The sequence below is a fragment of the Flavobacterium columnare NBRC 100251 = ATCC 23463 genome (genome assembly GCF_002530675.1).
Classification (GTDB): domain Bacteria; phylum Bacteroidota; class Bacteroidia; order Flavobacteriales; family Flavobacteriaceae; genus Flavobacterium; species Flavobacterium columnare.
In genome coordinates this window covers 1-24,702 of the sequence record NZ_PCMX01000065.1, presented here as the reverse complement: position 1 = coordinate 24,702, position 24,702 = coordinate 1, and the positions used below count along the sequence as shown (strand labels likewise).

The following is a 24,702-nucleotide window of genomic DNA, read 5'->3' as shown; positions in this document are numbered from 1 at the left end:
GGGGTACAAAAGACCTAGTGTTTTTTTTAAACTCGCTAGGTCTTTATAATTTAGATTTAAAATAAGTTTGAAATATATTAAAAACTTAATATATAAGCTTCTATGGCTTTTAATTCTTCTTCAGGAAGATTTTTAGTAATAGCAAAGTTAGCTTTCATTGTATTATACTGACTAGGATCTACTATAGGTTGGCTTTTTTCTTGGAGAAAGTCAACAATGTTTCCGTTTTTTTCTTTGTATAGTTTCGCTATTTCTTTTAGAGAAGGTCCCACTGTTTTTATATCAGGTTTATGACATGTATAACAAACGCCTTTTCCTTCAAAAATTTCTTTGCCTAAATCGATAGGTTTTTGTGTAATGGTTTCTGAGGTAGATTTACCAAAACGCTCTTGACTTTCTTTTTTGCAAGAAAAAATAAATCCGATAAGTGATAATAATAAGAGTTTTTTCATACTGTATTTAAATGTGTCCTCTTTGAACGAACAAAGAATTTTATAAAGTATATAGGATTTTTGTTTTAATTGGAAATTACAAGAAGTTTATTTGTTTAACAAAATAGCAGCTTCTTTAGCAAAATAAGTCGAAATTAAAGTAGCACCTGCACGTTTGATACACATTAATTGCTCTATCATGATTTTATCATGATCTAACCAGCCTCTTTCCGAAGCTGCTTTTATCATAGCATATTCTCCTGAAACATGAAATACTGTAACGGGTACATTTACCGCATTTTTTACTTCACGAACAATATCTAAGTAGGCAATTCCTGGTTTTACCATAACCATATCAGCTCCTTCTTCTACATCCCAAAGAGCCTCTTTTACAGCTTCTATACGGTTTGCATAATCCATTTGATAGGTTTTTTTATCTTTAGGAACTACAACGTCTGCTTCCTTGGGTGCACTATCTAAGGCATCACGGAAAGGACCATAAAATGCGGATGCGTATTTAGCGGAATAACTCATGATACCTACATTATGATAACCGGCTGCATCTAATCCTTGACGTAAACGGAATACACGTCCGTCCATCATATCGCTTGGTGCAACAAAATCAGCACCTGCTTCTGCATGTGAAACAGCCATTTTTACCAAGGCATCATTTGTAATATCATTTGCTACATCTCCTTTTTCTATGATTCCATCATGACCGTAGATTGAATACGGGTCTAATGCTACGTCTGGCATGACGATCATATCAGGACATACTTTTTTGATGGCACGAATGGCATTTTGCATTAATCCGTTAGGATTCCAGGCTTCTTTTCCTGTATTGTCTTTTAAATCATCATTTATTTTTACATAAATATTTACAGCTCTGATTCCTAAGGCGTATAATTCTTTAACTTCTTCTATTGTTAGATCCAGTGTACGACGGTAGATACCTGGCATAGAAGGAACTTCTATTATAGTCTTTTCTCCTTCCATTATGAACATAGGGAACATGAAATCAGATGGACTTAAGCTGGTTTCTCTCACGATATTTCGTATTGTTTCGTTCACTCTTAATCTTCTACCTCTGTGTATAGGGAACATATCTTCTTGTTTTTTTAGTTATATACCGAATTTATTTTCTATTTTCTCAAATACTTTTTTAACACTTTTAGCTTCATTAAAGCGATAACCAATAAAAAGTACAGCATTAAATTTTGAGTTCATTATATCAGCTGCTACTTTACTATCATATTGGTAATTTTTGTAATTGACTCGAATTCCTGAGAAGAAATTTTCTTGATTATAACCTAATGAAAAGTTTAAATCTAAATTGTAATTCCATTTGATTTTATTGTCAAAAACAACAGATTCCTTGTTATTTGTATAATAATTTTTAGAATCATGAAATCCAATACCTGGATGTAAACCTCCAGTAGCAAACCATGTTTTGTTAATCACGTAATTATACATATAACCCAATTGAAGAATGAAATCTACAGACTTTATCCGTTCTAAGTTTTGTTCAAAAGAATTAGGATTATTAGTATATAAATTGTTAATAAAATAAGTGAGTGAAGGCATGAAACTACCAGCACTTTTTATTTGTCTTTCTGTTTGTGATTCGTAGGCTCTATATGAAAAATTCTTATTAGTTATATAAAAAGTTTTGCCTCCAATGGTATTGATTTCTAAATCGTCAAAGACCTCAATTGGGTTTTGATCATCTGGATTTCTTAAAGTAAATCCTTTTACTTTTTTATAAGTAACTTCTTGTCTTAAACGATCAGAATAGAAAAATTTAAAACTTAAATCTAATGTTTTTGTATTAGCTCTCTGATTATTCAATTCGGGTATGAAATCAGGTGAAAATGAATAACTAATCCCTAAAAATTTATAATCAAATGAAAAACGAAGTTTTAATTTTTCATCAGGAGAAAAAATGCTTTTTTTGTTATCTGTATAATTTAATTTAGGGATATAAAAATTATCTACTTCTGAATTAATATCTACTTTAAAGATCATTTTGTCAAAATAATTCAAACGATAATCTAGATTGTATTTATGCCATAAGGCATGTCTAATTTCTCCCTCTTTTTCTTGAGCAAGAGAAACAGGGTAGTATATTAATATTAAAACTTTTAGCCAATTACGCATACTATTTCAACCATTCTAATGGTTTTGATAAGGTTTTTATCAATTTTTCCTCTTCGCTATTTTCTTCTGGATGATGATCATATACCCATTGTACATGGGGAGGTAAACTCATTAAAATACTTTCAATTCTACCATTTGTTTTTAATCCAAATAAAGTACCTTTATCATGAACTAGGTTGAACTCTACATAACGTCCTCTACGGATTTCTTGCCATGTACGGTTAGCGTCTGTATAAGGTAAATCTTTTCTTTTTTGTACAATTGGCAAATACGCATCTAAAAAACTGTTTCCGACTTCTGTAACAAAGTTGTACCAATTTTCCATAGACATAGTGTCAGTTGTTTTTAAATAATCAAAAAACAAACCACCTATACCACGCGCCTCATTTCGGTGGCTATTCCAAAAGTATTCGTCGCATTTCTTTTTATAATTAGGGTAAAATTCTGGATTGTGTTTATCACAAGCTGTTTTACATATTTTGTGGAAATGAATGGCGTCTTCTTCAAACAAGTAGTAAGGCGTTAAGTCTTGTCCACCACCAAACCATTGATTGATAATAGTTCCGTTATCATCGTACATTTCAAAATAACGCCAATTGGCATGAACTGTTGGAACCATTGGGTTTTTAGGATGGATTACTAAACTTAGTCCACAGGCAAAAAAATCAGCTTCTCCAACACCAAACATTTTTTGCATGGTATCAGGTAATTTTCCATGGACAGCAGAAATATTAACGCCTCCTTTTTCAAAAACAGCTCCGTTTTCAATTACGCGAGTACGACCCCCACCGCCTTCGGGTCTATCCCATAAGTCTTGACGGAATTTAGCTTTTCCGTCTATATCTTCTAAACCTTTACAAATTTGATCTTGTAGATTTTGTATATATGTATAGAATTTATTTTTCATTGATTGTTTTTTTAGATATCGGATTATCTATATTTATTTGTATTTAAGTTACTAGTTCTTTATTATTTTTTGCCCAGTTTATAACAAATCATAACGCCTCCTCTATAAGGTAACCATTCGCCACTTTTGTTAAAATTATCTGCTGTTTCGTACCGTTCTCCTGTTTCTAAATAATAACCTTTGTAAAATCCTTGTTGAGAACCGCCTCCCATGAAAAGATCTATCGAGAAAGATTCGTTTATAGGAACTTTAAACCCAACAGTCATTCCAAATAATAAGCTATAACCTTCTTGATACCTACCTGAATTGAGGTAATTCCATTTTTGCATTTTATAACTAGAACCGCCAACGTGACCTCCTAAATAAAATCCTTTTTCAAGTGTATTGAAATGATATCTTACTTCTGGAATTAAGATCACAAATTTTTGAGGAGCATTATTAACAGATTCCCATAATGAGGCCATAAGGTCTGCTTGAAATGTTAATTTTTTTCCTATTGTTGTTTCTACTCCTACTTGTGGTATTCCTAGAATGGTGGTTATATTTCCTTTAACAGAAGTTTGGGAATAGGTATTGATGACAAAAAAGTATATAAAATATTTTATATACTTTTTTAATCCTTTATCTATTTTATTAGATAGTCTTTGCATATTTTTTTATTTGGTTTTGCACTATATTATAGTATACATATATACTGCAAAAATTCTAAATGGATTATATGGTTTTCAAAAGTAAACTAAATATTGTTTATTTATCAATAAAAACGGTAAAGCAATATAATTTTATAACTAAAAAATCTAATCATTTTTATAGTATGTCCCATTTTATAAGAAAGGGATAATTATAAAAACCTTGTCATAACAAGGGGGTGATTAAGGTATAATACTTTATTAGTTTTTATTTAATCCTATATGATTTACTTTTGATATTCTTTTACAGCCTCTATGAATGCTTTTGCATGATCCACAGGGATATTAGGTAAAATACCGTGACCTAAGTTTACAATATATTTGTCTTTTCCAAACTCGTCAATCATTTCATGTACCATTTTTTTGATAGTAGGTATTGGTGACAATAGGCGAGAAGGGTCAAAATTTCCTTGTAGAGTAATGTTCCCTCCTGTTAAATAACGCGCATTTTTGGGAGAGCACGTCCAGTCTACTCCTAAAGCAGATGCTTTTGATTGGGACATTTCATTTAATGCAAACCAACATCCTTTTCCAAAAACAATTACTTCTGTTATAGGAGCTAATGCTTCTACAATTTGGTTGATATACTTCCACGAGAACTCTTGGTAATCCGTTGGTGATAGCATTCCCCCCCAAGAATCAAAAATTTGAATGGCATTACAGCCGTTAGCTACTTTTTCTTTTAGATACAAAATAGTGGTATCGGTAATTTTTTGTAATAATGCGTGTGCTGCTTCAGGTTGTGAAAAACAAAATCCTTTGGCCGTGTCATAACTTTTAGAACCTTTTCCTTCTACTGTATAACAAAAAATAGTCCAAGGAGATCCTGCAAAGCCTATTAATGGTACTTCATTGTTTAACATTTCTTTTGTTAATTTGATAGCATCCATTACATAACCTAAGGATTCATTAATTTCAGGAACATATACTTGATTTACTTGTTCTATTGAACGAATTGGATTAGGAATTATGGGTCCAATATTGTCCTTTAATTCTACATGAATTCCCATTGCTCTTGGAACGACTAGAATGTCAGAAAATAAAATGGCTGCATCAGGTTTTACGATACGAATGGGTTGCACTGTTATTTCTGCAGCTAATTCTGGCGTTTCACAACGTGTGAAAAAATCATATTTATCTCGTAACGCTCTGAATTCTGGTAAATATCTTCCTGCTTGACGCATCATCCATACAGGTGGGCGTTCAACAGTTTCTCCTTTTAATGCTCTTAAGAATAAATCGTTTTTCAACATACTTTTGTATTTATACCCGTTAGGTGTTTAAAACCTGTTAGGTGTTTTATAATAATTTAAACATTTAATAATTACATTTTCAACTGAGGGCTGATCAGCAATTACGATTTTTTTTGTTATATTTTCTAATGCTTTTGCGGTGGTGTTACCAATACAAAAACAAACTTCATTTGTAATTTTATTTTTTTTTAAATAGCTTTCTACTCCTGATGGACTGTAAAATAAGATGCTGTCTACCGTGATGTTGTTTAGTTTGGACGCTATAACGGTTTTATATACTTCTATTTCATTGAAAGCTATCCCGAATTCTTTTAATTTTTTAGGCAATACATCTCGTCTTAAATTTCCACTGAAAAAGGTATAACTTAAATGATGATAATTCAACGAAATAATTTCGGCTAATTCTTCCGCATAATTTGTGTGTTTTTCGACAATAAATCCTTTTTTTTCCAATAATGTTTTTGTTTTTATTCCTACACAAAAAATCTTTTTACTCTTAAAAAAATTAATATCTTCGGAATTTAAAACGGCAAGAACGGCATTTTGACTCGTGAAAATAAGAGCATCTGCTACTTTTTTAATAACTACTTTTTTTGTTTTAATTTTAATAAAATCCCTTTCAATAACTGCTAAGTTGTCATTTAGCAATAATTTTTTTTGATTAAGAAGTAGTTTTTTTGTGGATAACACTCGCACTATTTTCATTTTTATGTGAAAAAGGGATTTATAAAAAATAAAACCATTTATTGAACTGATATATCGTCATGATCTAACACTCCTTCGAGTTATTAAATGCGTATGTAATTATTTTTTTAATTGTTCTTTTATTACAGACATCAATTCAGTGCCTCCATTTTCTAAGAGTTCCTTGGCACAATTTAATCCTAATTTTTTCCATTCTGAAACCTCAAAAGAACGCTCTATCGCTATTTTTTGTTGACCATCTATTGAAAACAAAGCTCCTTTAAAATGGATTTGATCTGTTTTTTCATTATAAGTTGCCAAAGCACCAATAGGAGCGGTACATCCTCCTTCTAAAGTACGTAAGAATTGGCGTTCTATATAGGTACAAATTTCAGTTTCTATATGATTCAATTCAGATAAAGCTTCTAGTGCAAATGTATCTTCTGCCATAGCCACGACCATCATAGCTCCTTGTGCAGGTGCAGGAATCATCCAATCTAAAGAAAGGGTGGTTTCTGGTTTTAAATTTAAACGTTCTAAGCCCGCAGATGCAAAAATAGCTCCCCCCCAATCATTATCTTTTAATTTTTGAAGGCGGGTATTTACATTTCCTCTTAAGTCGACTGTTTTATGTTGTGGGTATTTGTGTAACCATTGGGCTTGACGACGTAAACTTCCTGTGGCAATTGTGGTGGTGGTATTTAAGAAATCAGTAGTTCCTTTATGAACTAAAATATCTACTGAGTTGGCCCTTTCTAAAACGGCAGCTTGTACGATGCCTTGCGGTAAAGCGGTTGGCACATCTTTCATAGAATGTACTGCAATATCGACTTGACCAGAAATCATGGCGGCATCTAGGGTTTTAGTGAATATACCTGTAATGCCCAACTCATACAAAGGCTTGTCAAGGATGATATCCCCTTGTGATTTTACTGCTACAATTTCTGTTTGATATCCTAAATCATTTAATTGTTTTTTTACAGTGTGCGCTTGCCAAAGTGCTAATTCACTATCACGAGTTCCGATTTTTATTTTCTTTTCCTTCATTCTTGTTATCTCATTAAGGAATTAATTTTTAATTCTTTAATTCTATGAAAAATATGTTTGTCAACTTAATTAATTCCTTTGTGATGTTGGTTGTTTAGAAATTAATAAGAAGATCTAGCGATCTTGTTACTATTTTCAAAATATATAGGTAATTTGGGTTCATGATTTTATATGTTATAATGTTTCTAACCACATTTTTAAAAATTTAAATAAAGAACGAATTACCTTTTTGTTTTACGATTCGTTTCTGCCTTTTTCTTTATGATTGTTTTGATAGATATTTCATAAAGGGGAGATTTGTTTTTTATAAGTGGGTATGTCAATTGAATAATTTTGTAACATATACGAACCCTTTTCTTATAAAACAATTCCTCAAATGATTATCCATTTAATTGAAAAACTTTTTGAATCCAATCTACACTTTCATCCACTGAAGTGTTTTCATCTTTCAAATGATTGGCAAAATGATTCGTTATTTTTTGAATAATTCGGTTGCTTATAATTTCGGCTTGTTCTTCATCAAAATTAGACATTTTTTTTCGTTGGTATGCCATTTCTAATTCTTTGATGGACTGTAGTTTTGCTTTTAGTGCGTGTATAGTTGGGGCATATTTCCGACCTTTTGTCCAGGTTATAAATTCGTCTTGAATTTCTTCAATTATAGCTTCTGCTTGCGGGATAAATTTTTTGCGATTTTCTAGTGTTTCATCTGTCATTTGTGACAAGTGATCCATGTGAATCAGTCTTACGCCTTCTATATCTTGAACGTTTTCGTTCACGTTTTTAGGAATCGATAGATCTAAAATTAGTAAAGGTTTTTTAAGATTTAAAATGGTTTTATCAACCGTTGGGTTTTGTGCTCCAGTGGCAACAACCAAAACATCTGCTTTTTGAATTTCTTCTTGTAAATCAGCATAGTCTTTTACAATTAAATCTAATTTTTTAGCCAATTTTTCAGCTTTATCTTTCGTGCGGTTGATTAGGGTAATATGATCGTGTTTGCTATGTTTTACTAAGTTTTCACAAGTGTTACGACCAATTTTTCCTGTACCAAAGAGTAGAATGTTTTTATCCGAAATATCTGGGACTGTTTTAAAAATATACTGAACAGAGGCAAAAGAAACCGAAGTGGCTCCGGATGATATTTCCGTTTCGTTTTTTACACGTTTACTGGCCTGAATAACTGAGTTTACTAGACGCTCCATATAGGCGTTAGCTATTTCATGTTCTTTAGATAAAATAAAAGCGTTTTTTATTTGTGAAATAATCTCAAAATCCCCTAAAATTTGACTATCTAGTCCAGTTCCTACTCGGAATAGATGATTGATTGCTTCTTTGTTTTTGTAGACGTAGGCTACTTTTTGAAAGTCTTCAACGGTACCTTGACTGTTTTCGCAAAGTAATTTAATTAATTGAAAGGGGTGTTGTGCAAACCCATATATTTCAGTTCGGTTACATGTGGAAGTAACGATCAAACTTTCTAAACCATCTTCTTTGGCTTGTTGGATCAATTTGGTTTTAGCTGGTTCATCTAAACTAAATTTTCCTCGCATTTCAGCATCTGCTTTTAAATAGCTTAAACCAATTGCGTAAAAAGTGGCAGATTTTGAGGGAATATTCTGTGTCATTAAAATCCTAATCAAATTTTCTACAAACAAAAGTATTTAGTTTTGTTTTTCCAAAATAACGCTATAAGTACTTTTTGTATCGCTATAAGTTATTTTGATAGTTGATTTGAATTTTTAGGGATATTTATTCTATTTTTGTTCTATAATAGGCTCTTTAGAACTTTATTATATAGAATTATTCTAAATAATAAACCTAATTTAGGGGAACCGCCTACGTAAAAAAATGTCGCTATGGGTGCTACCGAGGAAATAAAAATGGATGACGAATTTGTTTTGTTAAGATTTCAAAATGATACAGAAGAAGTTATAAAATATGAACGACCAGTAAAGACAGGTTTGATTCAGTTTCATTTTGGTTTGAAAGGAAAAGGCAGATTTATTTTTAATAATGGTAGTTATACAATAGGACTAGAAGGAGAAAAATCTCTTTTGTTTTATAATCCTGAAAAAGAACTTCCTTTACACCTAGATATAGAACCTAAAACGTGGATTATTTCTATATTGATTTCTATTAAAAAATTTCATGGATTATTTACTACTGATGCAGATCATATCCCTTTTTTGAGTGAAGAAAATCGCGATAGAAAATATTATGGCGAAGAAAATATTACACCTTCTATAGCCATTGTTCTCAACCAAATGTTTCATTATAATCTAAACCCAACAATTAAAAATTTATATTACAAAGGAAAAGGATATGAATTACTAAGTTTGTTTTTTAATAAAAATGAAGATCCTGATATCGAACAATGCCCTTTTTTGATAGATGAAGAAAATGTAAAAAAACTAAAAAAAGCAAAAGAAATTATTATTGCCAATATGTCAGAACCACCAGGTTTAGAAGAATTAGCGGATCAAGTTGGCCTAAACCTAAAAAAGTTAAAAACAGGGTTTAAACAAATTTATGGGGAAACAGTTTATGGATTTTTGTTTGATTATAAGATGCAATACGCTAGAAACTTGCTAGATAGCGGATCCTATAATGTAAACGAAGTAGGATTAAGAATTGGCTATAGTACCGCCAGTCATTTTATTGCAGCATTTAAAAAGAAATTTGGCACGACGCCTAAAAAATATTTATTAGAAAAAGTAAATTAAAAATAGATCAAAAAATGAAAGATAGAAGATACAACATAATTTTATCTTAAAACTATCTTTAGGTTTTGTAAGTCTCAAAAAAACATAAAAATGAAAGGAGTATTATTAGTTAATTTAGGCTCACCTGACAGTACAGAGGTAAAAGATGTAAAAAAATATTTAGACCAATTTTTAATGGATGAACGTGTAATAGATCTTCCTTATTTATTAAGAGCCTTTTTGGTAAAAGGAATCATACTCAATACGCGACCTAAAAAATCGGCAGCAGCTTATAAAAAAATTTGGTGGGAAGAAGGATCTCCTTTAATTGTTCTAACTCAACGATTACAAAAGAAAGTACAACAATTAGTTGATTTTCCAGTAGAAATTGCTATGCGTTATGGTAATCCTAGTATAGAACTTGGATTACAACAGTTGCATGATAAGGGAGTAACGGAAGTACTACTTTTGCCTTTATATCCACAATTTGCTATGGCAACCACAGAAACTATTTTGGTCTTAGCGGAAGAAATTCGCAAAAAGAAATTTCCTTCTATGACTTTTAAAACGGTTCCCGCTTTTTATAAACGAGAACGTTATATCGCTAATTTAGGAACTTCAATAAAGGAGGCTTTGGCTGGCTTTGAAGCTAATCATATTTTGTTTTCCTACCATGGTGTACCAGAGCGACATATAAAAAAATCAGATATTACTAAATCACATTGTGCAATCGATGGAAAATGTTGTGCAACACCCTCTCCTGCACATGAATTTTGTTACCGCCATCAATGCTATGAAACCACTAGACAAGTAGCTGAATTATTACAATTAGAAGAAGGAAGTTACAGCACTTCGTTCCAATCTCGTTTAGGACGTGATCCTTGGTTACAGCCTTATACTGATGCCACAATTGATGGATTAGCTCAAAGAGGAATTAAAAATTTAGCTGTTGTAACACCTGCTTTTGTTTCAGATTGTTTAGAAACTTTGGAAGAAATAGGTATGGAGGCTGCTCATAGTTTTAAAGAAAATGGAGGAGAAAACTTTTTAACAGTAGCTTGTTTAAATGATCGTGATGATTGGGCACAAACTATAGCAGGTTGGATTAAGAATTGGAATTAATGGAACTTTATAACTACATAAAATCATTACATCTTATTTTTGTAATCACTTGGTTTGCAGGATTGTTTTATATTGTACGGCTTTTTGTATACCACGCTGAAGCTAAGGAAAAACCAGAACCAGAGCAAAGTATTCTAATTAAGCAGTACCAATTGATGCAATACCGTTTATGGTACATCATAACTTGGCCAAGTGCCGTATTAGCTAGTATTTTTGCTTTTTGGATGCTACTCTTTACTGATACAGGTAATCTATGGCTTACACAATCATGGATGCATATTAAGTTAACTTTTGTATTTCTTTTGTATTTGTATCATTTAAAATGCCATCAAATTTTTAATCAATTGCAAAAAAATGAAGTTAAAAAGAGTTCTACTTTTTTTCGATTATGGAATGAAGGAGCCACTATTATTTTATTTGCAGTTGTTTTTTTAGTAATTTTAAAAAATGCCATCAATTGGATATTTGGTGTAATAGGTATAATCCTTTTTTCTATACTTTTAATGCTAGGCTATAAGTTTTATAAAAACATACGAGAAAAAAAATAATGATAAACATTTTTCTTTGGGGTAAAAATCTTTCCTTACGATCAAGAATTTTCCTCGCGCTTATATTCATAACACTAATATCTTCAATATTAATTGCATTAGTGTCAATACTTCATTTTCAATATGAAAGTCAAGAATATCATAAGGAACGTTTACTAAGGAAAGAAGAACAAATCAAACAACATATTGAGTATGTTTTAGAAACGACCCCTCATCCTCTAATAACAGCTAATCTAGCCTCTATTTTTAAAGAAAAAATATTTGAAATAGCCGATATTCATAATTTAGAAATAGATATTTATGACTTACAAGGACGTATGCTTATTAATTCAAGAGCACCTGTAATAAAAGGACAAATTACTATTAATATATCAGATAATTTATTAGAAAAAATTAAGTACGCTGATAAAAATAGATTTATAGGCGAAGGAGAAGCTAGAGGAGATGTGTATAATTTTTCTTATAGCTATTTAATGGATCATATAGAAAAGAAACCCATAGGTATTATACGACTCCCTTACAAACAAGATGATAGCTATTACAAACAAGAAATAGAAAACTTTTTAGCCATATTTGGAAGTGTATATTTAGGAATGTTTTCATTAGCTATTTGGTTGGCTTTTTATCTGTCAAGATATATTACTAAATCCCTTGAAACGATTTCTCGTAGACTGACCGAAACCAGTCTGACCGAAAAAAATAAAAAAATAGATTTAGTAACACACAGTTCCGAAATAGATAAACTTATTCAGTCTTATAATAAGATGATAGATGAGTTGGAAGAAAGCGCTAATAAATTAGCACAAAGTGAACGCGAAGGAGCTTGGAGAGAGATGGCCAAGCAGGTAGCTCATGAAATAAAAAACCCTTTGACTCCTATGCGATTAACGGTTCAGAGTTTTGAAATGCGTTTTAACCCTCAAGACCCCAATATTAGACAAAAAGTAGTTGATTTTTCTAAAACACTTATCCAACAAATAGATACAATGAGTGCTGTTGCCAGTGCTTTTTCTAATTTTGCATCTATGCCCGCTCAACAAAACGAAACATTAAATGTGGTAGATGTGGTAAGTATGGCATTAGATATTTTTAATGAAAATTATATAGAATATTATTCTAGTACGGATGAAATCATTACCAAAATAGATAGAACTCAACTTATTCGTATTATTACTAATTTGGTAAAAAATGCTATACAGGCTATACCCGAAGAACAAATCAATAAGAAAGTTCTAGTATCTGTAAAAAAAGAAGAAAACAATACCATTATTAGTGTATGTGATAATGGAAAGGGAATAGCAATTCAAGATTTTGAGCGTATATTTGAACCCAAATTTACCACAAAAACTAGTGGAATGGGACTAGGACTAGCGATTATCAAAAATATAATTGAAAATTACCAAGGAAAGATTACTTTTGAATCTAAATTAACTAAAGGAACTACTTTTAAAGTAATATTACCTATTATAAATAAATAGCAACATGGAATTAAAAAATATTTTAGTTGAGCACGAAAAATTTACAGCTACTATAAGAATTAATCGACCAGAAAAATTAAACGCATTAAATTCTGAAACAATAAAAGAATTGCATTATTGGTTGAAAGAATTAGAAGCCAATGAAAACATTAGAACTATTATCCTTACAGGGAATGGCGAAAAAGCTTTTGTGGCAGGTGCAGATATATCTGAATTTGCTCATTTTTCTGAGCAAGAAGGAGCTGAATTAGCTAGAAAAGGACAAGAACTACTTTTTAATTTCATAGAAAACATGAAAACCCCAGTAATTGCTGCGGTAAACGGATTTGCATTAGGTGGGGGGTTAGAACTTGCTATGTCTTGTCATTTTCGCGTTGCTTCTGAAAATGCAAAAATGGGATTACCTGAAACCTCATTAGGTGTTATCCCAGGTTATGGAGGTACACAACGTTTGACACAATTAGTAGGTAAAGGACGTGCTATGGAAATGATTATGACAGCAGGTATGATAGATGCTAAGACCGCAAAAGAATTTGGATTAGTAAATCATGTTGTGTCTCAAGAAGAGTTGTTTGCTACTTATATGACTATAGCGGATAAAATACAACGTAACTCTCCCGTTGCTATAGGTAAAGCTATTGAAGCTGTAAATGCAAACTACAAAGATGGTATAAACGGTTTTGAGACGGAAATTAAAAAGTTTGGAGAATGTTTTGCTACTGCTGATTTTAAAGAAGGAACAACAGCATTCTTAGAGAAACGCAAAGCTGTTTTTGAAGGAAAATAATACTATTTGAACTAAAAATATACTGGGTTAAAAAGTAAAGTTCTCGATACGTTTTTTCCATTTCATTTCAAAAATAACTCGAACTGACGGTTGAGTATATAATCGAAATCATCGTCAGATCGAGTGCAAAGCGTATCGAGAGCTAATGCTAATTTTTGTTGCTTTTGTAGGTGTACTATTTTTAAAAGGAAAACTAAAAATTTGAATGGTACTATATTAATTTTGGCTTAATTCTAAATATGTGGTGTCTAAAAAAAGTAGTAGCTTAACAGTTAGTTTGTTCATTCCGATCTTTTTTTAGACACCTACTTTTAAAAAGCGATTCTAAAAGGTTGTAATCTTACTATTTAGCTTTGCTAGTTTAATTAAAGTTAGAATCGACCAATGGAGGTCTTTCTTAGGGTTAAACAGAAAAATTAAACTTTTAGACCCTATGCTTTTCGCTTTCATTATTTTATTCCTTCGCACTCATCATAAAACTGTTCTAAAAATTGTTCCATAAACAAGTGGCGTTGTAAGGCAATTCGTTTTCCCGCTGTTGTGTTCATCTTGTCTTTTAAGCGTAATAATTTCTCGTAAAAATGATTAATGGTAGGCGATGTGGTATTTTTGTATTCTTCCTTACTCATTGTTAAATTAGGGATAATCGCGGGGTCATAGAGTTTTCTGTTTTTAAATCCACCATAATTAAAGGCTCGGGCAATTCCTATGGCACCAATGGCATCTAAACGATCGGCATCCTGAACAATAGCAAGTTCTTTAGAATGAAAGGCAGCTGCAAAATTACCCCCTTTAAAAGAGATGTTTTCTATAATTTTTACTACATGATCAATAATGGTTTGATCAATATTTTGTGATGTAAGAAAATCAGACGCTGTTTTGGGACCAATAGTTTCGTCACCATTATAAAATTTACTATCGGCTATATCATGCAATAAAGCTGCTAGGTAAACTACAGTTTCGTTACATTCTTCTTCTTTAGCTATTTGTCGGGCGTTTTTATATACTCGTTCTATATGAAACCAATCATGTCCTCCTTCAGCTTCTTCTAATTGCTTTTTTACAAACTCAATTGTTTTTTGTATAATTTCCATAGGTTATATCTTTAAAAAAGGGCTGTCTTAAAATAAGTTTAATTGTCATGTTTTTTAGAAATATAGGAAGTAGATTAGAGATATTAATTACCTATCCTTCCTTATATTTTAGTATGAAATACGTTTTTGTTTTTACTTTTGAGACAGCCTCTTTGAATTTATCTTGGTTTCTATTTTTAAACTATTAAAGCAGGTTGTACCCATTTAAATAATTTTTCTTCCGCAGGAGTAACTATTCTTTCTGCTAATCGAGTCATTCTTGCAGGAAGTTTCATTAGATAATCACGTGCTTTTTCTGCCTCATCTGTAAGATGGGTGATTTTGTCTATTTCCCACTTTTGAATTAATTTTTCCATGATATCAATATAATCTGTAGCAGTATAAACACCTATTCGTTGAGCTGATTCAGAAAATTTTTCAAATGCAGTTCCTATAGCTTCTCCCGATTCGCGAATAAGGTTGGCGGGCATAGTAATTTTTTGTTTCATCATATATTGAAAAGCCAACATCATTTGGCTAGGATCTACTTGAAAAATTCGGTTAACAAATTCACTATATGCCAAATGGTGGCGCATTTCATCGCCTGCAATTAAATTACATAGCTTAGCTAATTTTTTATCACCAAATTGTTTGGCTAATTTAGATACTCTCATGTGTGAGATATAAGTAGCTAATTCCTGAAAACTTGTAAATACAAAATTTTTATAAGGATCACGATCAGTACCCGGATCAAATCCGTCGTTTATTAGATGTTGAGTGGTTATTTCTACTTCTCGCATATTTACACGTCCTGATAGATATAAATATTTATTAAGTAGATCACCATGACGATTTTCTTCGCCAGTCCATTGACGAATCCATTTAGCCCAGCCGTTATCGCCCGTAGATCCTTTTTGTTGAATACCTTCAATATCTAACAACCATGATTCATAGGTTGGTAGGGCTTCTTCTGTAATTGTGTCGCCTACTAGAACTACCCAAAAATCATAAGGTAAATCTTTTGCTATTTCTCTAAGCTCTGTGACTTCTTCTATGAAGTTTTCTGCTTCAGAGTTAGGTAATAAATCACTTGGTTGCCAGATTTTTTCTACAGGAAGTAGGTAATTTTCTACAAAAGAATCCAAACTCTTTTCTAGATACTGCATGACTTCCAAGCGAATATTATTTAATTTTTCCATAAGACTAGTATAATTATTTTATATGTTCTTTGATTATAGTTTCAGTTTTTTTGAATATATCATCAAAACTATAATCAGATATTTTTAGAGGAGGGTGAATTATATGTTCAATATTACTGCCTAATCCTAAAGGGAATTGACCATAACGTGTCATTTTCCATGAGTTATTTATTGTTACGGGCAAAAAATAAGCATCGGGTGCAAATTTATAAAGCATTTTTAAACCATTTATAGAAAAAGGTTTGGGTACTCCCGTTTTGCTCCTTGTGCCTTCTGGAAATATGACTACAGAGTAATTATTTTGATTAATATATTCAGCTACTCTTTTTATTTCTGGTAAGGCCTGTTTTGGGTCTTTTCGGTCGATTAAAGCGGAACCACCATGACGTAAATTAAAGGAAACACTTGGTATTTTTTTTCCTAGTTCTTTTTTGCTAATGAATTTAGGATGGTATTTGCGTAAAAACCAGATAAAAGGGGGGATATCATATAGACTTTGATGGTTAGCTACAATAATCAGGGGTTTGTTTTTGGGGATATTTTCAATTCCCTTTATTTTGTAAGTTGTTCCTAAAACATGGGTGGTTCTAACTAAAAAAGCATTTAAAATTGCTACACTGATTCGATGGGTATTATATCCAAAAAATTTTAAGCAAAACCATTGTATAGGGTGGAAAAGAAGTAGCCAAAGAAAAAACAATATTCCAAATAAAATAGACAATGGGTACGAAATAAGTTTTAGCATATCTTAGTTTAATTTGATCAAAAAATAATAAATGTCATCTAGAAAAAAGATATCTAGGTGACATTTATAAAAATAAGCTTGTATAATTCTTAGCAAAATTCGCTATAAGCATCTTTTAAATTTTCAGCAATAATTTCTGCTGGGCGTCCTTCTATATGATGACGTTCTAACATGTGTACTAACTCACCGTCTTTAAATAATGCCATGGCTGGTGAAGAAGGAGGGAAAGGAAACATTTGTTCACGAGCAGCATCTACAGCTTCTTTATCAACACCTGCAAAAACAGTAATTAATTGGTTCGGTTTTTTTTCACCGGATAAACTCATTATAGCGCCTGGACGAGCATTACGAGCCGCACAACCACAAACTGAATTTACCACAACAAGGGTAGTACCAGTAGCTGTAATTGCATTTTTTACATCGTCTGCTGTATATAAATTTTGAAAACCTTTGCTAGTTAATTCTTCGCGCATTGGCTTTACCATTTCTTCTGGATACATATTCTTTATATGTTAAAGTTATTCTTTTGCAAAGTTACAAACTTTTCTATTGTAACCTTTTTATTTAATATGATTTTAATAGTTCTTATAATCCTTTAATCCAAGATTGAGGATTTAATTTTGTTGTATTTTGATAAATATAAAATTTTAAGACTGCTTTATTTGTAAAACTATTGAAATGAATGCTTCCTAAAGTTTGTTTGGTGCTTACTTTTTGCCCTTTACTGACATTTACTCCACTAAGATTAGAATAAGAAGTGATATAGTCACCGTGTCTGATAACTACAGTTGCAGTACCGTTAGCAGCCATTTGTACGTCACTTACTTCGCCTCCAAAAACGGCACGAGCTTGAGCACCTCTTTCGGAAGAAATTTCAATTCCGCTACTTTCAATCATGATAGAAGGTTCTAAGGGGTGGGGCTGACGACCAAAGCGTTTGGTTAAAGCTCCTTTTTCTACAGGCCATGGTAATCGACCACGATTTGATCGAAAATCATTAGCTAATTCTTTAGCTTCAGGTGTTAATACAAAAGTGGTTGTATTAGTTGTATTACCCGCTTTTTTGTTGGCTGCAGCAATTGCTTCACGAATTAAGCGATCTATCTGACGTTCAATGGCGCGAGATTCTTTTTGTTTTTTATGAATTTCAGCAATAATTTTCTTTTTATCTTTCTTAATGCTATTTAATAATCGTTCTTGTTCTAAACGTTCTAGTTCAAGATCTTTTTTTTCTTTTTCGCTTAGGGCTATTAATTTTTCTTTTTGTTTTTTTTGCGTACCTAATTTAGCGTTATAGCTTTCCAGATCTTTTGTTTTGCTTTTTATTTCTTCGCCCTGCATTTTTCGGAAGCTAGAATATTGCTTCATATATTCCCCTCTTTTATAGGCTTGTAAAAAATTATCGGCAGATAAAATGAACATAGCCCTGCTTTGTTCTGAACGACTTTTATATGATTTTTCAATCATTTCAGCATAATCTTCTTTTAGGATTTGTAAATCCTTTTTTAATTGATTTACTTTTAATTGATTGATATACATACTGTTTCCTAATACTTTTTTTTGTTTTTCTGTAGTACGAATCAGTTTAAGTTGTAAGTCTATTTTTTCCTTTTGTTGGGCTACAATTTTAGTTACATCTTTTTCTTTTCTTTTTTGCTCACCCAATAGGCGTTCTTTTTGACGGATTTCTTCTTGAATTCTAGCTTTTTGTTCTTCTAATTTGCGTTGTCTATCTTCTTCTTGAGACCAGACCATGATGGTGTTAAGAATAAAAACAAAAGATAAGATATGTTTTAACATAATTGATTAATTCTTTTTAATTAATTTTTATGGCTTTATAACCTTCGGGTACACTGTACGGAAATGTTAGTTCTTCATTGTACGTAACAGATTCATTTTGTATTGTAATTTCTGTGGTTCTATTATCCTGAGTTGCAAAAATAACAAGTTCCATTGGTAAAATAGCTTCTGAAGCTAAATTATAATTGGTGTAATTAATCGTCATTTTTTGATCTGGGTCAATTTGTTTTATTTCTTGACTGTTTAACCAAAAAGAGTTGGGATCAAAGGAGTAAGATTTTATGAAATTACTGGGTGTTGTTTCCACTAATTTTATACTGTTTTCTTCCTTTGTCATGGTATATTTGTCTAAAGAAAGATCGTCAATGGTTTTTCCTAAGAGTAGGTTTTGAACTTTTTGAAAATTTAATTCAGTACCTAGCCAGTTACTTAATATTTTATAATCCCCATCAAAAAATTTCCCTCCAATTTTTTGATAATATTTTACAGAAGAAGGTGTTAATAGTACTTTGGCTATGGGATAGCCTAATATTTTAGCGGTTATAAGGATCATTTGATCTTTTTTGATACGAATGTCTGCTAGTATGCTAGAGGACTGTTTTTCATCTTTATACTGTATATCCGATTTTATATAGGCTGTTTTAAAATCTCTTTTTACGGCTTCGTGATTTGTTATAACATTTTTTACTGTTTCTGTAATAATTGGCATCTTGTTTTCTGGATGTACAACAAGATTTTGTTTGGTTTTACATGAAACGAATAGGAGTGCTACGCTTATTATACTTATAATCTTTTGGATCATTTTTTTGTGTTTTTAATAATCAATGCTTTTTTTTGGTATTCTTCTGCTTTTTTGGTATTGCCTAAAGCAATTGAAACGTCGCTTATTAAATTCAGAAAATTAATTTCTAATACAGGGTTTTCGATGATGTAATCGAAACCAATTTCTAAAAATTCGTTCGCTTTTTTATAATTTTTTAGCTCAAAATTTGCTTTTCCTGCAAAGTAATAAAATTCAGGTTGATTAGGGTATAGATCTAAATAATCTGTAGTAAGTTTTAACATTACTTGATAATCTTTTTTTTCTTCATAGCAAATAAGAGTACATAAAGCTGTTTCTAGATCGTTTTTTTGAAGGATAATAGATTTTTCAAAATTTTTAATAGCTAAATCCCATTGTTTTTTTTTAAAGTAAAATTTTCCGACTTCTTTATGTACATTAAATTCTGGATCTCCTTCAAAATAGGACATAGCTTTTGATAGTTGATTCTCAAAAATAGGATTTTTAGATACAAAAATTAAAAATTCATTAAACATTTTAATTTTAATTTTTTTATCTATTTTTCTGCTTTTCAAAACCGTTTCAAGTGTGTTAAAAGCTTCCGTTCCCTTTGTATCAGTAATATGATATTTAAACAGGAATACAGCAGCCCATTCTGAAGTAGGTAGGTTTTGTTTTAGTTTTTCAATTACTTGTCTTGCTTTTTCTTCTTGATTGGTTTCAGAATATTTAGTAATTAGAGAAAGATAATTTTCTTCGTTTAAAGGATTGGTTTCAATCGCTTTTTCTAAATCGGATTTGCTTCCAGCACTGATATTGGTTTGTCTGTTGATTTCTGCTCTGTATTGATTTCTTCTTTCTGTTTTGCCTTCGGATTCGTCTAATTCGTTGATTAGTATTAGAGCTTTATCAAACTGACGAGTGTACATGTACAAAGCCAGTAAATCTTCTTTGTATTTTTTGTCTAAAACAATGATTTTTTGAAGAACTGAAATTCCTTGATTATAATTCTTGGTGTTATAGTACACATCATATAAGTCAATCCAGTTCCATTTGTTTTTTGAGTCTAATTCTGTCGCTTTTATATAGGCTTCTTCAGCCGAAATATAATCTTTTTTAAAATAATAATTCTTACCTAATTCATGATAAATAACTGCATTATTAGGTTGGAGTTGTAAACATTTTTCCAACTCAATAAGTGCTTTGTCATAATTTTCAATTCCTTTTTGTTTTAGAGACTCATAGTAGGCCTCTTGAAAACTATCATCATCTGATACGATGTTTTCAGGATCTGTTTGAGCTAAAAAAGGATGTGTACTGGTTATGAATATAAAACAGGCCAGTTTGTATATTGTTTTATTCATATTTTTAAATTTTACGTACATTGATTAACATATAGTGTTGTTTTTTAATCATTCTAGATTATTTATTACAAAAAAGGGGGTGTTAATGTTGTTATAACAGTAAAATATCCAGTTTAAAAAGGTCTGTCCGAAAATTTAAAAAAACATCCGGACAGTTTCATTCTTTATTTATTCTAATGTAGAATAATCTCCTATGCTTATACTTTTGAAGTTTCCGTCAAAAGTAGCGTGATTACCAATCATAGCATTGTCTAGATCAGCATTACATAAATGTGTATGCGTTTGAACCAAACTGTTTTTAATGGTAACATTTGTTAAATGTGTAGATTTTCCTAGAGATACATTAGGCCCTACAGTTGAGTTTATTAAAACTACGTCTTCCCCTATAAAACAAGGAGGTATGATTGTAGAATTTTCAATACGAGCAGAATTAGCTACCATGTTTTCACCTTCTGCATGTAAAAAATTCAGCATTCTACTATTTGTTTCAACGGTTACATTTTTATTTCCACAATCCATCCATTCCTCTACTTTTCCAGGAACAAATTTCATTCCTTTGTCCATCATTTGTTTGATACCATCATTTATTTGGTATTCCCCACCGTGAATGATATTATTGTCTAAAACAGCTTGTAATTCATTTTTTAAGACAGCTATATCTTTAAAATAATAAATACCAATAACGGCTAGATCAGAAACAAAAGTAGAAGGCTTTTCTACTAATTCAATAATCTCATTTGATTCGTTCAGATTAATTACACCAAAGGCTTCTGGATTTTCTACTTGCTTTACCCAAATTACACTGTCAGCAGCCGTATCTAATGTGAAATCAGCTTTAAAAAGGGTATCAGCATACGCAATAACGGTAGGTCCTGAAAGGGATTCTTTGGCACACATGATAGCATGTCCTGTGCCTAATGCTTCATTTTGATAATAGATAGTTCCTTTAGCTCCCAAGTTTTGTGCTATAGCCACTAATTCCTCTTCTATTTTTTGACCAAAACTTTCATGAATAATAAAGGCAATTTCTTCGATATCTTGGTTGATTACTTTGGCAATGTCTTCTACTAAACGATGCACAATAGGCTTGCCAGCAATAGGAATTAATGGTTTAGGAACTGTTAGCGTATGCGGACGAAGGCGTGAGCCACGACCAGCCATAGGTACAATGATTTTCATAAGATTAGTCCCTTGTCCTTGTGGAAGGACTTGCTACAGGGAAAGTAGTTTTTAAAATTTATTTACTTTTTTATACTCATTTTTTTTGAATTAACCAGATTATTTTAGTCCAGTACTGCCAAAACCTCCTTCTCCTCTATTTGTGTCAGAGAGGGATTCTACAGGATGCCAAAAAATACGTTCATGTTTGGCAATTACTAATTGAGCAATACGCTCACCGTCTTCAATCTCGAAAAAATCATTTGATAAATTAACTAAAATGATACCTATCTCACCGCGATAATCAGCATCTATAGTACCAGGAGAATTTAAAACAGTAATTCCTTTTTTAAGAGCTAAACCACTTCTGGGTCTTATTTGTGCCTCGTAACCTTGTGGTAGTTCTATGAATAATCCCGTTTTAATCAAGACTCTTCCGAGCGGAGGTATTGTAATAGATTCTTCTAAATTAGCCCTTAAATCCATTCCTGCTGATAAACCAGTTTCATAATGCGGCAGGGCGTGTTTTGATTTATTTACAATTTTTATTTCCATATTGTGAATACACTATTTTAATAATAAGAGACTTATAAAAAACACGAAGTCTCATTTTAATTTATCTTCTTTTTATTATTCTTAAAAAAAACTCTTTTTCATTTTTGTAAATATAATATCCGAAAGCGATCAAGGCAAATATTCCAAAAATATAACTCTGACGTAGAAAAGGAATGTAAAAGGACATGGCAGATAATGTAATAGATACTCCTACATAGCTTGCAATTTTGTTTATTTCGTATGGAATAGGATATTGTTTTTGTCCTAAATAATAAGATATAAACATCATGCTTCCGTAAGCTATAATAGTTGCAACAGCCGAACCATAATAACTCATAATAGGTATTAACCAATAGTTGAATGTTAGTGTTAAAATAGCTCCTATAAGAGATATTATAGTTCCTATATATGTTTTATCAGTTAGTTTGTACCATACCGATAGATTTGTGTAAATTCCTAAAAAGAAATTGGCTAATACAATTAGGGGTACTACTTTTATAGCCACCCAATAAGTTGCATTAGGGACTAGTGGTTGTTTAAGAAGATCAATAAAAACAATCACAAAAAGCAAAATGAAAGAACCCGAAATAACAAAGTATTTCGTGATAGTAGCGTAGGTTTTTGGTGCATTTTCATTTTTAGCATGACTAAAAAAGAAGGGTTCTATGCCTAAGGAGTAAGCCGTACGAAATAAAACCATAAACATTCCTAATTTGTAACAAGCAGAATATGCTCCTATATCCGCTTTGGAAACATGTAGTTTTTCTAATAGAATTTTATCAAAATGTTCATTAATAGCAAATCCAATTCCCGCAAAAAGAATTGGTAAACCATATTGGATCATTTTAATCCATAGTTTTTTATCAAAAACACCTTCCCGTTTAATATAATGGTTAGATAGCATTACTAAAGTCAGTAAACTGGCAAGAACATTTGAAATAAAAATATATCCGACTTGAAAATGCTCAAAATAGAGTGTACTGATAGGGTTTTCTTTTGAAATTAAGGGGAGTATTAATAAGAAAAAAATATTTAAACCAAAGTTAATGATAACATTCGAAATTTTAATCACAGCATATTGCATTGATTTTTTTTCGGCACGTAATTTTGAAAAGGGAATAACGACCAAGGCATCTAAGACCAATATCCAAATGGTATAAGTAATATACTCCTTTTTGATATTGATAAAATGAGCTATACTTTCTCTAAAAATTAGTGAAAATGACAAAAATAAAATAGAAGACCAAAAAAGTGATGCTAATGATGTTTTGAAAACATTTTTTTTGTTTTCTTCTTGATTATAAAATCTAAAGAAAGCAGTTTCCATTCCATAGGATAGAACTACATTAAAAAAGATTAAATAAGCAAAAATAATAGATACATCAGCAAATTCCGCTTTTGGTAATTTTTTTACGTATAGAGGATTCAATAAAAAGCTAATCATACGAGGTAAGACTGTGGCTAAACCATAGATTAGTGTCTGCTTAAATAAACTTTTATAAATGCCCAAAACAGTTGTGTTATTTTAAACCCGCAAAAGTATTAATTTTTATCATTTTCATCTGTTCTTACAGAAGGATAAGCTAATATTTCTTTTTCTTTTATTTTTCTAATTTTAAAAAAGGATCGGTTTCCTTTATAAAAATATTCTAGAACAGCTTGTTTAGAAGAAATGACTTTAGTTATTTTTTCCTCTTGAGAAATCTCTTCATTTGGGTGGCAATTAATATTTTCTTTGAAGCTAAAGAAATACTCCTTTGGTGTTACTTTATTCGGGAGAGCCATTTTGTTTTGAAAATAAAGTTTACTTAATACAACCTCTTTTGGTAATTCTTTTTGAAAAATAATATAAAAGTCTGTGCCTGAACCGCCTCCTTTTATACCCGCTATCCAAGATTGACAATAGGATTCTTCTATATTAAAAGGGAGTTTTTTTGTTTTTTGAGAATACCCTAGAAAAGGAATGATAGACAGTATAAAAATATATATTATTTTCATTTTACAAAGCAGTTAAAAGGTTCAAATATTTTATTACTAAATGTATTTGTCAATTTTAGTGTAGGCTTTAAGTACGTACGGTTAAATGATTGAAAGCGTTTTCTTAACAAATATCTAAAACTTATCACAAATATCAAAAAATAGACCGAATAAGTTAATTAATTAGGGAAGGTGTGTTCTTTTTGTAAGAAAAAGGAGAAAATAATTTTACAAACTAATAA

General features: G+C 31.2%; 25 protein-coding genes. 5 read left to right on the top strand and 20 right to left on the bottom strand.

Features of this window, described 5'->3' with window-relative positions; all coding sequences use genetic code 11:
• Nucleotides 1-77: 77 nt before the first annotated feature.
• From B0A78_RS09605 to hemA, 9 genes are all read right to left on the bottom strand, one after another.
• Complete coding sequence (locus B0A78_RS09605; RefSeq protein ID WP_097609631.1) at nucleotides 78-452, bottom strand: c-type cytochrome; 375 nt, start codon at nucleotides 450-452, stop codon at nucleotides 78-80.
• A gap of 87 nt (nucleotides 453-539) precedes the next feature.
• Nucleotides 540-1,535, bottom strand: a complete 996-nt coding sequence (gene hemB, locus B0A78_RS09600) for a porphobilinogen synthase (protein WP_014165961.1) — start codon at nucleotides 1,533-1,535, stop codon at nucleotides 540-542.
• Nucleotides 1,536-1,553: 18 nt separating this feature from the next.
• The gene (locus tag B0A78_RS09595) at nucleotides 1,554-2,588 is read right to left on the bottom strand and encodes a DUF4421 family protein (protein ID WP_014165962.1); all 1,035 of its coding nucleotides are present in this window, start codon (nucleotides 2,586-2,588) and stop codon (nucleotides 1,554-1,556) included.
• A 1-nt stretch (nucleotide 2,589) separates the two neighbouring features.
• Nucleotides 2,590-3,495 (bottom strand): oxygen-dependent coproporphyrinogen oxidase, encoded by a 906-nt coding sequence (hemF, locus tag B0A78_RS09590; protein WP_014165963.1) that lies wholly within the window; start codon nucleotides 3,493-3,495, stop codon nucleotides 2,590-2,592.
• 62 nt (nucleotides 3,496-3,557) lie between these two features.
• A complete protein-coding gene (locus B0A78_RS09585; protein ID WP_014165964.1) occupies nucleotides 3,558-4,145 on the bottom strand; it encodes a DUF3575 domain-containing protein in 588 nt (195 codons plus the stop codon).
• Nucleotides 4,146-4,411: 266 nt separating this feature from the next.
• The gene (hemE, locus tag B0A78_RS09580; RefSeq protein WP_014165965.1) at nucleotides 4,412-5,437 is read right to left on the bottom strand and encodes a uroporphyrinogen decarboxylase; all 1,026 of its coding nucleotides are present in this window, start codon (nucleotides 5,435-5,437) and stop codon (nucleotides 4,412-4,414) included.
• Between the two features lie 27 nt (nucleotides 5,438-5,464).
• A complete protein-coding gene (locus B0A78_RS09575) occupies nucleotides 5,465-6,142 on the bottom strand; it encodes a uroporphyrinogen-III synthase (RefSeq protein ID WP_014165966.1) in 678 nt (225 codons plus the stop codon).
• A 99-nt stretch (nucleotides 6,143-6,241) separates the two neighbouring features.
• Nucleotides 6,242-7,168 carry a hydroxymethylbilane synthase gene (gene hemC, locus B0A78_RS09570; RefSeq protein WP_065212894.1) on the bottom strand — a complete coding sequence of 309 codons (927 nt, stop codon included), beginning with the start codon at nucleotides 7,166-7,168 and terminating at the stop codon, nucleotides 6,242-6,244.
• 380 nt (nucleotides 7,169-7,548) lie between these two features.
• Nucleotides 7,549-8,796 (bottom strand): glutamyl-tRNA reductase, encoded by a 1,248-nt coding sequence (gene hemA, locus B0A78_RS09565; RefSeq protein WP_014165968.1) that lies wholly within the window; start codon nucleotides 8,794-8,796, stop codon nucleotides 7,549-7,551.
• Between the two features lie 231 nt (nucleotides 8,797-9,027).
• Here hemA and B0A78_RS09560 point away from each other — a divergent pair, with 231 nt between their 5' ends.
• From B0A78_RS09560 to B0A78_RS09540, 5 genes are all read left to right on the top strand, one after another.
• Nucleotides 9,028-9,894 (top strand): helix-turn-helix transcriptional regulator, encoded by an 867-nt coding sequence (locus B0A78_RS09560; RefSeq protein WP_014165969.1) that lies wholly within the window; start codon nucleotides 9,028-9,030, stop codon nucleotides 9,892-9,894.
• Nucleotides 9,895-9,984: 90 nt separating this feature from the next.
• A complete protein-coding gene (gene hemH, locus B0A78_RS09555; RefSeq protein WP_014165970.1) occupies nucleotides 9,985-10,995 on the top strand; it encodes a ferrochelatase in 1,011 nt (336 codons plus the stop codon).
• Nucleotides 10,995-11,543 carry a CopD family protein gene (locus tag B0A78_RS09550; RefSeq protein ID WP_065213915.1) on the top strand — a complete coding sequence of 183 codons (549 nt, stop codon included), beginning with the start codon at nucleotides 10,995-10,997 and terminating at the stop codon, nucleotides 11,541-11,543. Before hemH ends, B0A78_RS09550 begins: the two co-directional genes overlap by 1 nt.
• Nucleotides 11,543-13,021, top strand: coding sequence for a sensor histidine kinase (locus B0A78_RS09545; RefSeq protein ID WP_041253244.1), 1,479 nt, complete (start codon nucleotides 11,543-11,545; stop codon nucleotides 13,019-13,021). The genes B0A78_RS09550 and B0A78_RS09545 overlap by 1 nt, the downstream gene beginning before the upstream one ends.
• Before the next feature lie 4 nt (nucleotides 13,022-13,025).
• Nucleotides 13,026-13,808: an enoyl-CoA hydratase/isomerase family protein gene (locus B0A78_RS09540; protein ID WP_065212895.1), complete on the top strand. Its 783-nt coding sequence runs from the start codon at nucleotides 13,026-13,028 to the stop codon at nucleotides 13,806-13,808.
• Nucleotides 13,809-14,257: 449 nt separating this feature from the next.
• Here B0A78_RS09540 and B0A78_RS09535 read toward each other — a convergent pair whose 3' ends face one another.
• The 11 genes from B0A78_RS09535 to B0A78_RS09485 all read right to left on the bottom strand — a co-directional run bounded on the left by B0A78_RS09535 (nucleotide 14,258) and on the right by B0A78_RS09485 (nucleotide 24,481).
• Entirely contained in the window at nucleotides 14,258-14,902 is a 645-nt protein-coding gene (locus B0A78_RS09535) for an HD domain-containing protein (protein WP_014165974.1), read from the bottom strand.
• Nucleotides 14,903-15,078: 176 nt separating this feature from the next.
• On the bottom strand, nucleotides 15,079-16,080 hold the full coding sequence (locus tag B0A78_RS09530; RefSeq protein ID WP_014165975.1) for an acyl-ACP desaturase: 1,002 nt from the start codon (nucleotides 16,078-16,080) through the stop codon (nucleotides 15,079-15,081).
• 13 nt (nucleotides 16,081-16,093) lie between these two features.
• Nucleotides 16,094-16,825 (bottom strand): lysophospholipid acyltransferase family protein, encoded by a 732-nt coding sequence (locus B0A78_RS09525; protein ID WP_014165976.1) that lies wholly within the window; start codon nucleotides 16,823-16,825, stop codon nucleotides 16,094-16,096.
• 89 nt (nucleotides 16,826-16,914) lie between these two features.
• Complete coding sequence (locus B0A78_RS09520; protein ID WP_014165977.1) at nucleotides 16,915-17,325, bottom strand: BrxA/BrxB family bacilliredoxin; 411 nt, start codon at nucleotides 17,323-17,325, stop codon at nucleotides 16,915-16,917.
• A gap of 85 nt (nucleotides 17,326-17,410) precedes the next feature.
• Entirely contained in the window at nucleotides 17,411-18,625 is a 1,215-nt protein-coding gene (locus B0A78_RS09515) for a murein hydrolase activator EnvC family protein (protein ID WP_065212896.1), read from the bottom strand.
• A 16-nt stretch (nucleotides 18,626-18,641) separates the two neighbouring features.
• Nucleotides 18,642-19,427: a DUF4292 domain-containing protein gene (locus B0A78_RS09510; RefSeq protein WP_097609630.1), complete on the bottom strand. Its 786-nt coding sequence runs from the start codon at nucleotides 19,425-19,427 to the stop codon at nucleotides 18,642-18,644.
• Nucleotides 19,424-20,770 carry a tetratricopeptide repeat protein gene (locus B0A78_RS09505; RefSeq protein WP_077225841.1) on the bottom strand — a complete coding sequence of 449 codons (1,347 nt, stop codon included), beginning with the start codon at nucleotides 20,768-20,770 and terminating at the stop codon, nucleotides 19,424-19,426. The genes B0A78_RS09510 and B0A78_RS09505 overlap by 4 nt, the downstream gene beginning before the upstream one ends.
• 168 nt (nucleotides 20,771-20,938) lie before the next feature.
• A complete protein-coding gene (locus B0A78_RS09500; RefSeq protein WP_097609629.1) occupies nucleotides 20,939-21,949 on the bottom strand; it encodes a sugar nucleotidyltransferase in 1,011 nt (336 codons plus the stop codon).
• Nucleotides 21,950-22,048: 99 nt separating this feature from the next.
• Entirely contained in the window at nucleotides 22,049-22,483 is a 435-nt protein-coding gene (gene dut / locus B0A78_RS09495; RefSeq protein ID WP_097609628.1) for a dUTP diphosphatase, read from the bottom strand.
• 61 nt (nucleotides 22,484-22,544) lie between these two features.
• Nucleotides 22,545-23,993: a lipopolysaccharide biosynthesis protein gene (locus B0A78_RS09490; protein WP_014165983.1), complete on the bottom strand. Its 1,449-nt coding sequence runs from the start codon at nucleotides 23,991-23,993 to the stop codon at nucleotides 22,545-22,547.
• Nucleotides 23,994-24,025: 32 nt separating this feature from the next.
• The gene (locus tag B0A78_RS09485; protein WP_014165984.1) at nucleotides 24,026-24,481 is read right to left on the bottom strand and encodes a hypothetical protein; all 456 of its coding nucleotides are present in this window, start codon (nucleotides 24,479-24,481) and stop codon (nucleotides 24,026-24,028) included.
• Nucleotides 24,482-24,702: the final 221 nt, after the last annotated feature.

Coding starts and splice junctions, on each gene's coding strand:
- B0A78_RS09605 (WP_097609631.1), bottom strand. CDS start 452: ATGAAAAAACTCTTATTATTATCACTTATCGGATTTATTTTTTCTTGC.
- hemB (WP_014165961.1), bottom strand. CDS start 1,535: ATGTTCCCTATACACAGAGGTAGAAGATTAAGAGTGAACGAAACAATA.
- B0A78_RS09595 (WP_014165962.1), bottom strand. CDS start 2,588: ATGCGTAATTGGCTAAAAGTTTTAATATTAATATACTACCCTGTTTCT.
- hemF (WP_014165963.1), bottom strand. CDS start 3,495: ATGAAAAATAAATTCTATACATATATACAAAATCTACAAGATCAAATT.
- B0A78_RS09585 (WP_014165964.1), bottom strand. CDS start 4,145: ATGCAAAGACTATCTAATAAAATAGATAAAGGATTAAAAAAGTATATA.
- hemE (WP_014165965.1), bottom strand. CDS start 5,437: ATGTTGAAAAACGATTTATTCTTAAGAGCATTAAAAGGAGAAACTGTT.
- B0A78_RS09575 (WP_014165966.1), bottom strand. CDS start 6,142: ATGAAAATAGTGCGAGTGTTATCCACAAAAAAACTACTTCTTAATCAA.
- hemC (WP_065212894.1), bottom strand. CDS start 7,168: ATGAAGGAAAAGAAAATAAAAATCGGAACTCGTGATAGTGAATTAGCA.
- hemA (WP_014165968.1), bottom strand. CDS start 8,796: ATGACACAGAATATTCCCTCAAAATCTGCCACTTTTTACGCAATTGGT.
- B0A78_RS09560 (WP_014165969.1), top strand. CDS start 9,028: ATGGGTGCTACCGAGGAAATAAAAATGGATGACGAATTTGTTTTGTTA.
- hemH (WP_014165970.1), top strand. CDS start 9,985: ATGAAAGGAGTATTATTAGTTAATTTAGGCTCACCTGACAGTACAGAG.
- B0A78_RS09550 (WP_065213915.1), top strand. CDS start 10,995: ATGGAACTTTATAACTACATAAAATCATTACATCTTATTTTTGTAATC.
- B0A78_RS09545 (WP_041253244.1), top strand. CDS start 11,543: ATGATAAACATTTTTCTTTGGGGTAAAAATCTTTCCTTACGATCAAGA.
- B0A78_RS09540 (WP_065212895.1), top strand. CDS start 13,026: ATGGAATTAAAAAATATTTTAGTTGAGCACGAAAAATTTACAGCTACT.
- B0A78_RS09535 (WP_014165974.1), bottom strand. CDS start 14,902: ATGGAAATTATACAAAAAACAATTGAGTTTGTAAAAAAGCAATTAGAA.
- B0A78_RS09530 (WP_014165975.1), bottom strand. CDS start 16,080: ATGGAAAAATTAAATAATATTCGCTTGGAAGTCATGCAGTATCTAGAA.
- B0A78_RS09525 (WP_014165976.1), bottom strand. CDS start 16,825: ATGCTAAAACTTATTTCGTACCCATTGTCTATTTTATTTGGAATATTG.
- B0A78_RS09520 (WP_014165977.1), bottom strand. CDS start 17,325: ATGTATCCAGAAGAAATGGTAAAGCCAATGCGCGAAGAATTAACTAGC.
- B0A78_RS09515 (WP_065212896.1), bottom strand. CDS start 18,625: ATGTTAAAACATATCTTATCTTTTGTTTTTATTCTTAACACCATCATG.
- B0A78_RS09510 (WP_097609630.1), bottom strand. CDS start 19,427: ATGATCCAAAAGATTATAAGTATAATAAGCGTAGCACTCCTATTCGTT.
- B0A78_RS09505 (WP_077225841.1), bottom strand. CDS start 20,770: ATGAATAAAACAATATACAAACTGGCCTGTTTTATATTCATAACCAGT.
- B0A78_RS09500 (WP_097609629.1), bottom strand. CDS start 21,949: ATGAAAATCATTGTACCTATGGCTGGTCGTGGCTCACGCCTTCGTCCG.
- dut (WP_097609628.1), bottom strand. CDS start 22,483: ATGGAAATAAAAATTGTAAATAAATCAAAACACGCCCTGCCGCATTAT.
- B0A78_RS09485 (WP_014165984.1), bottom strand. CDS start 24,481: ATGAAAATAATATATATTTTTATACTGTCTATCATTCCTTTTCTAGGG.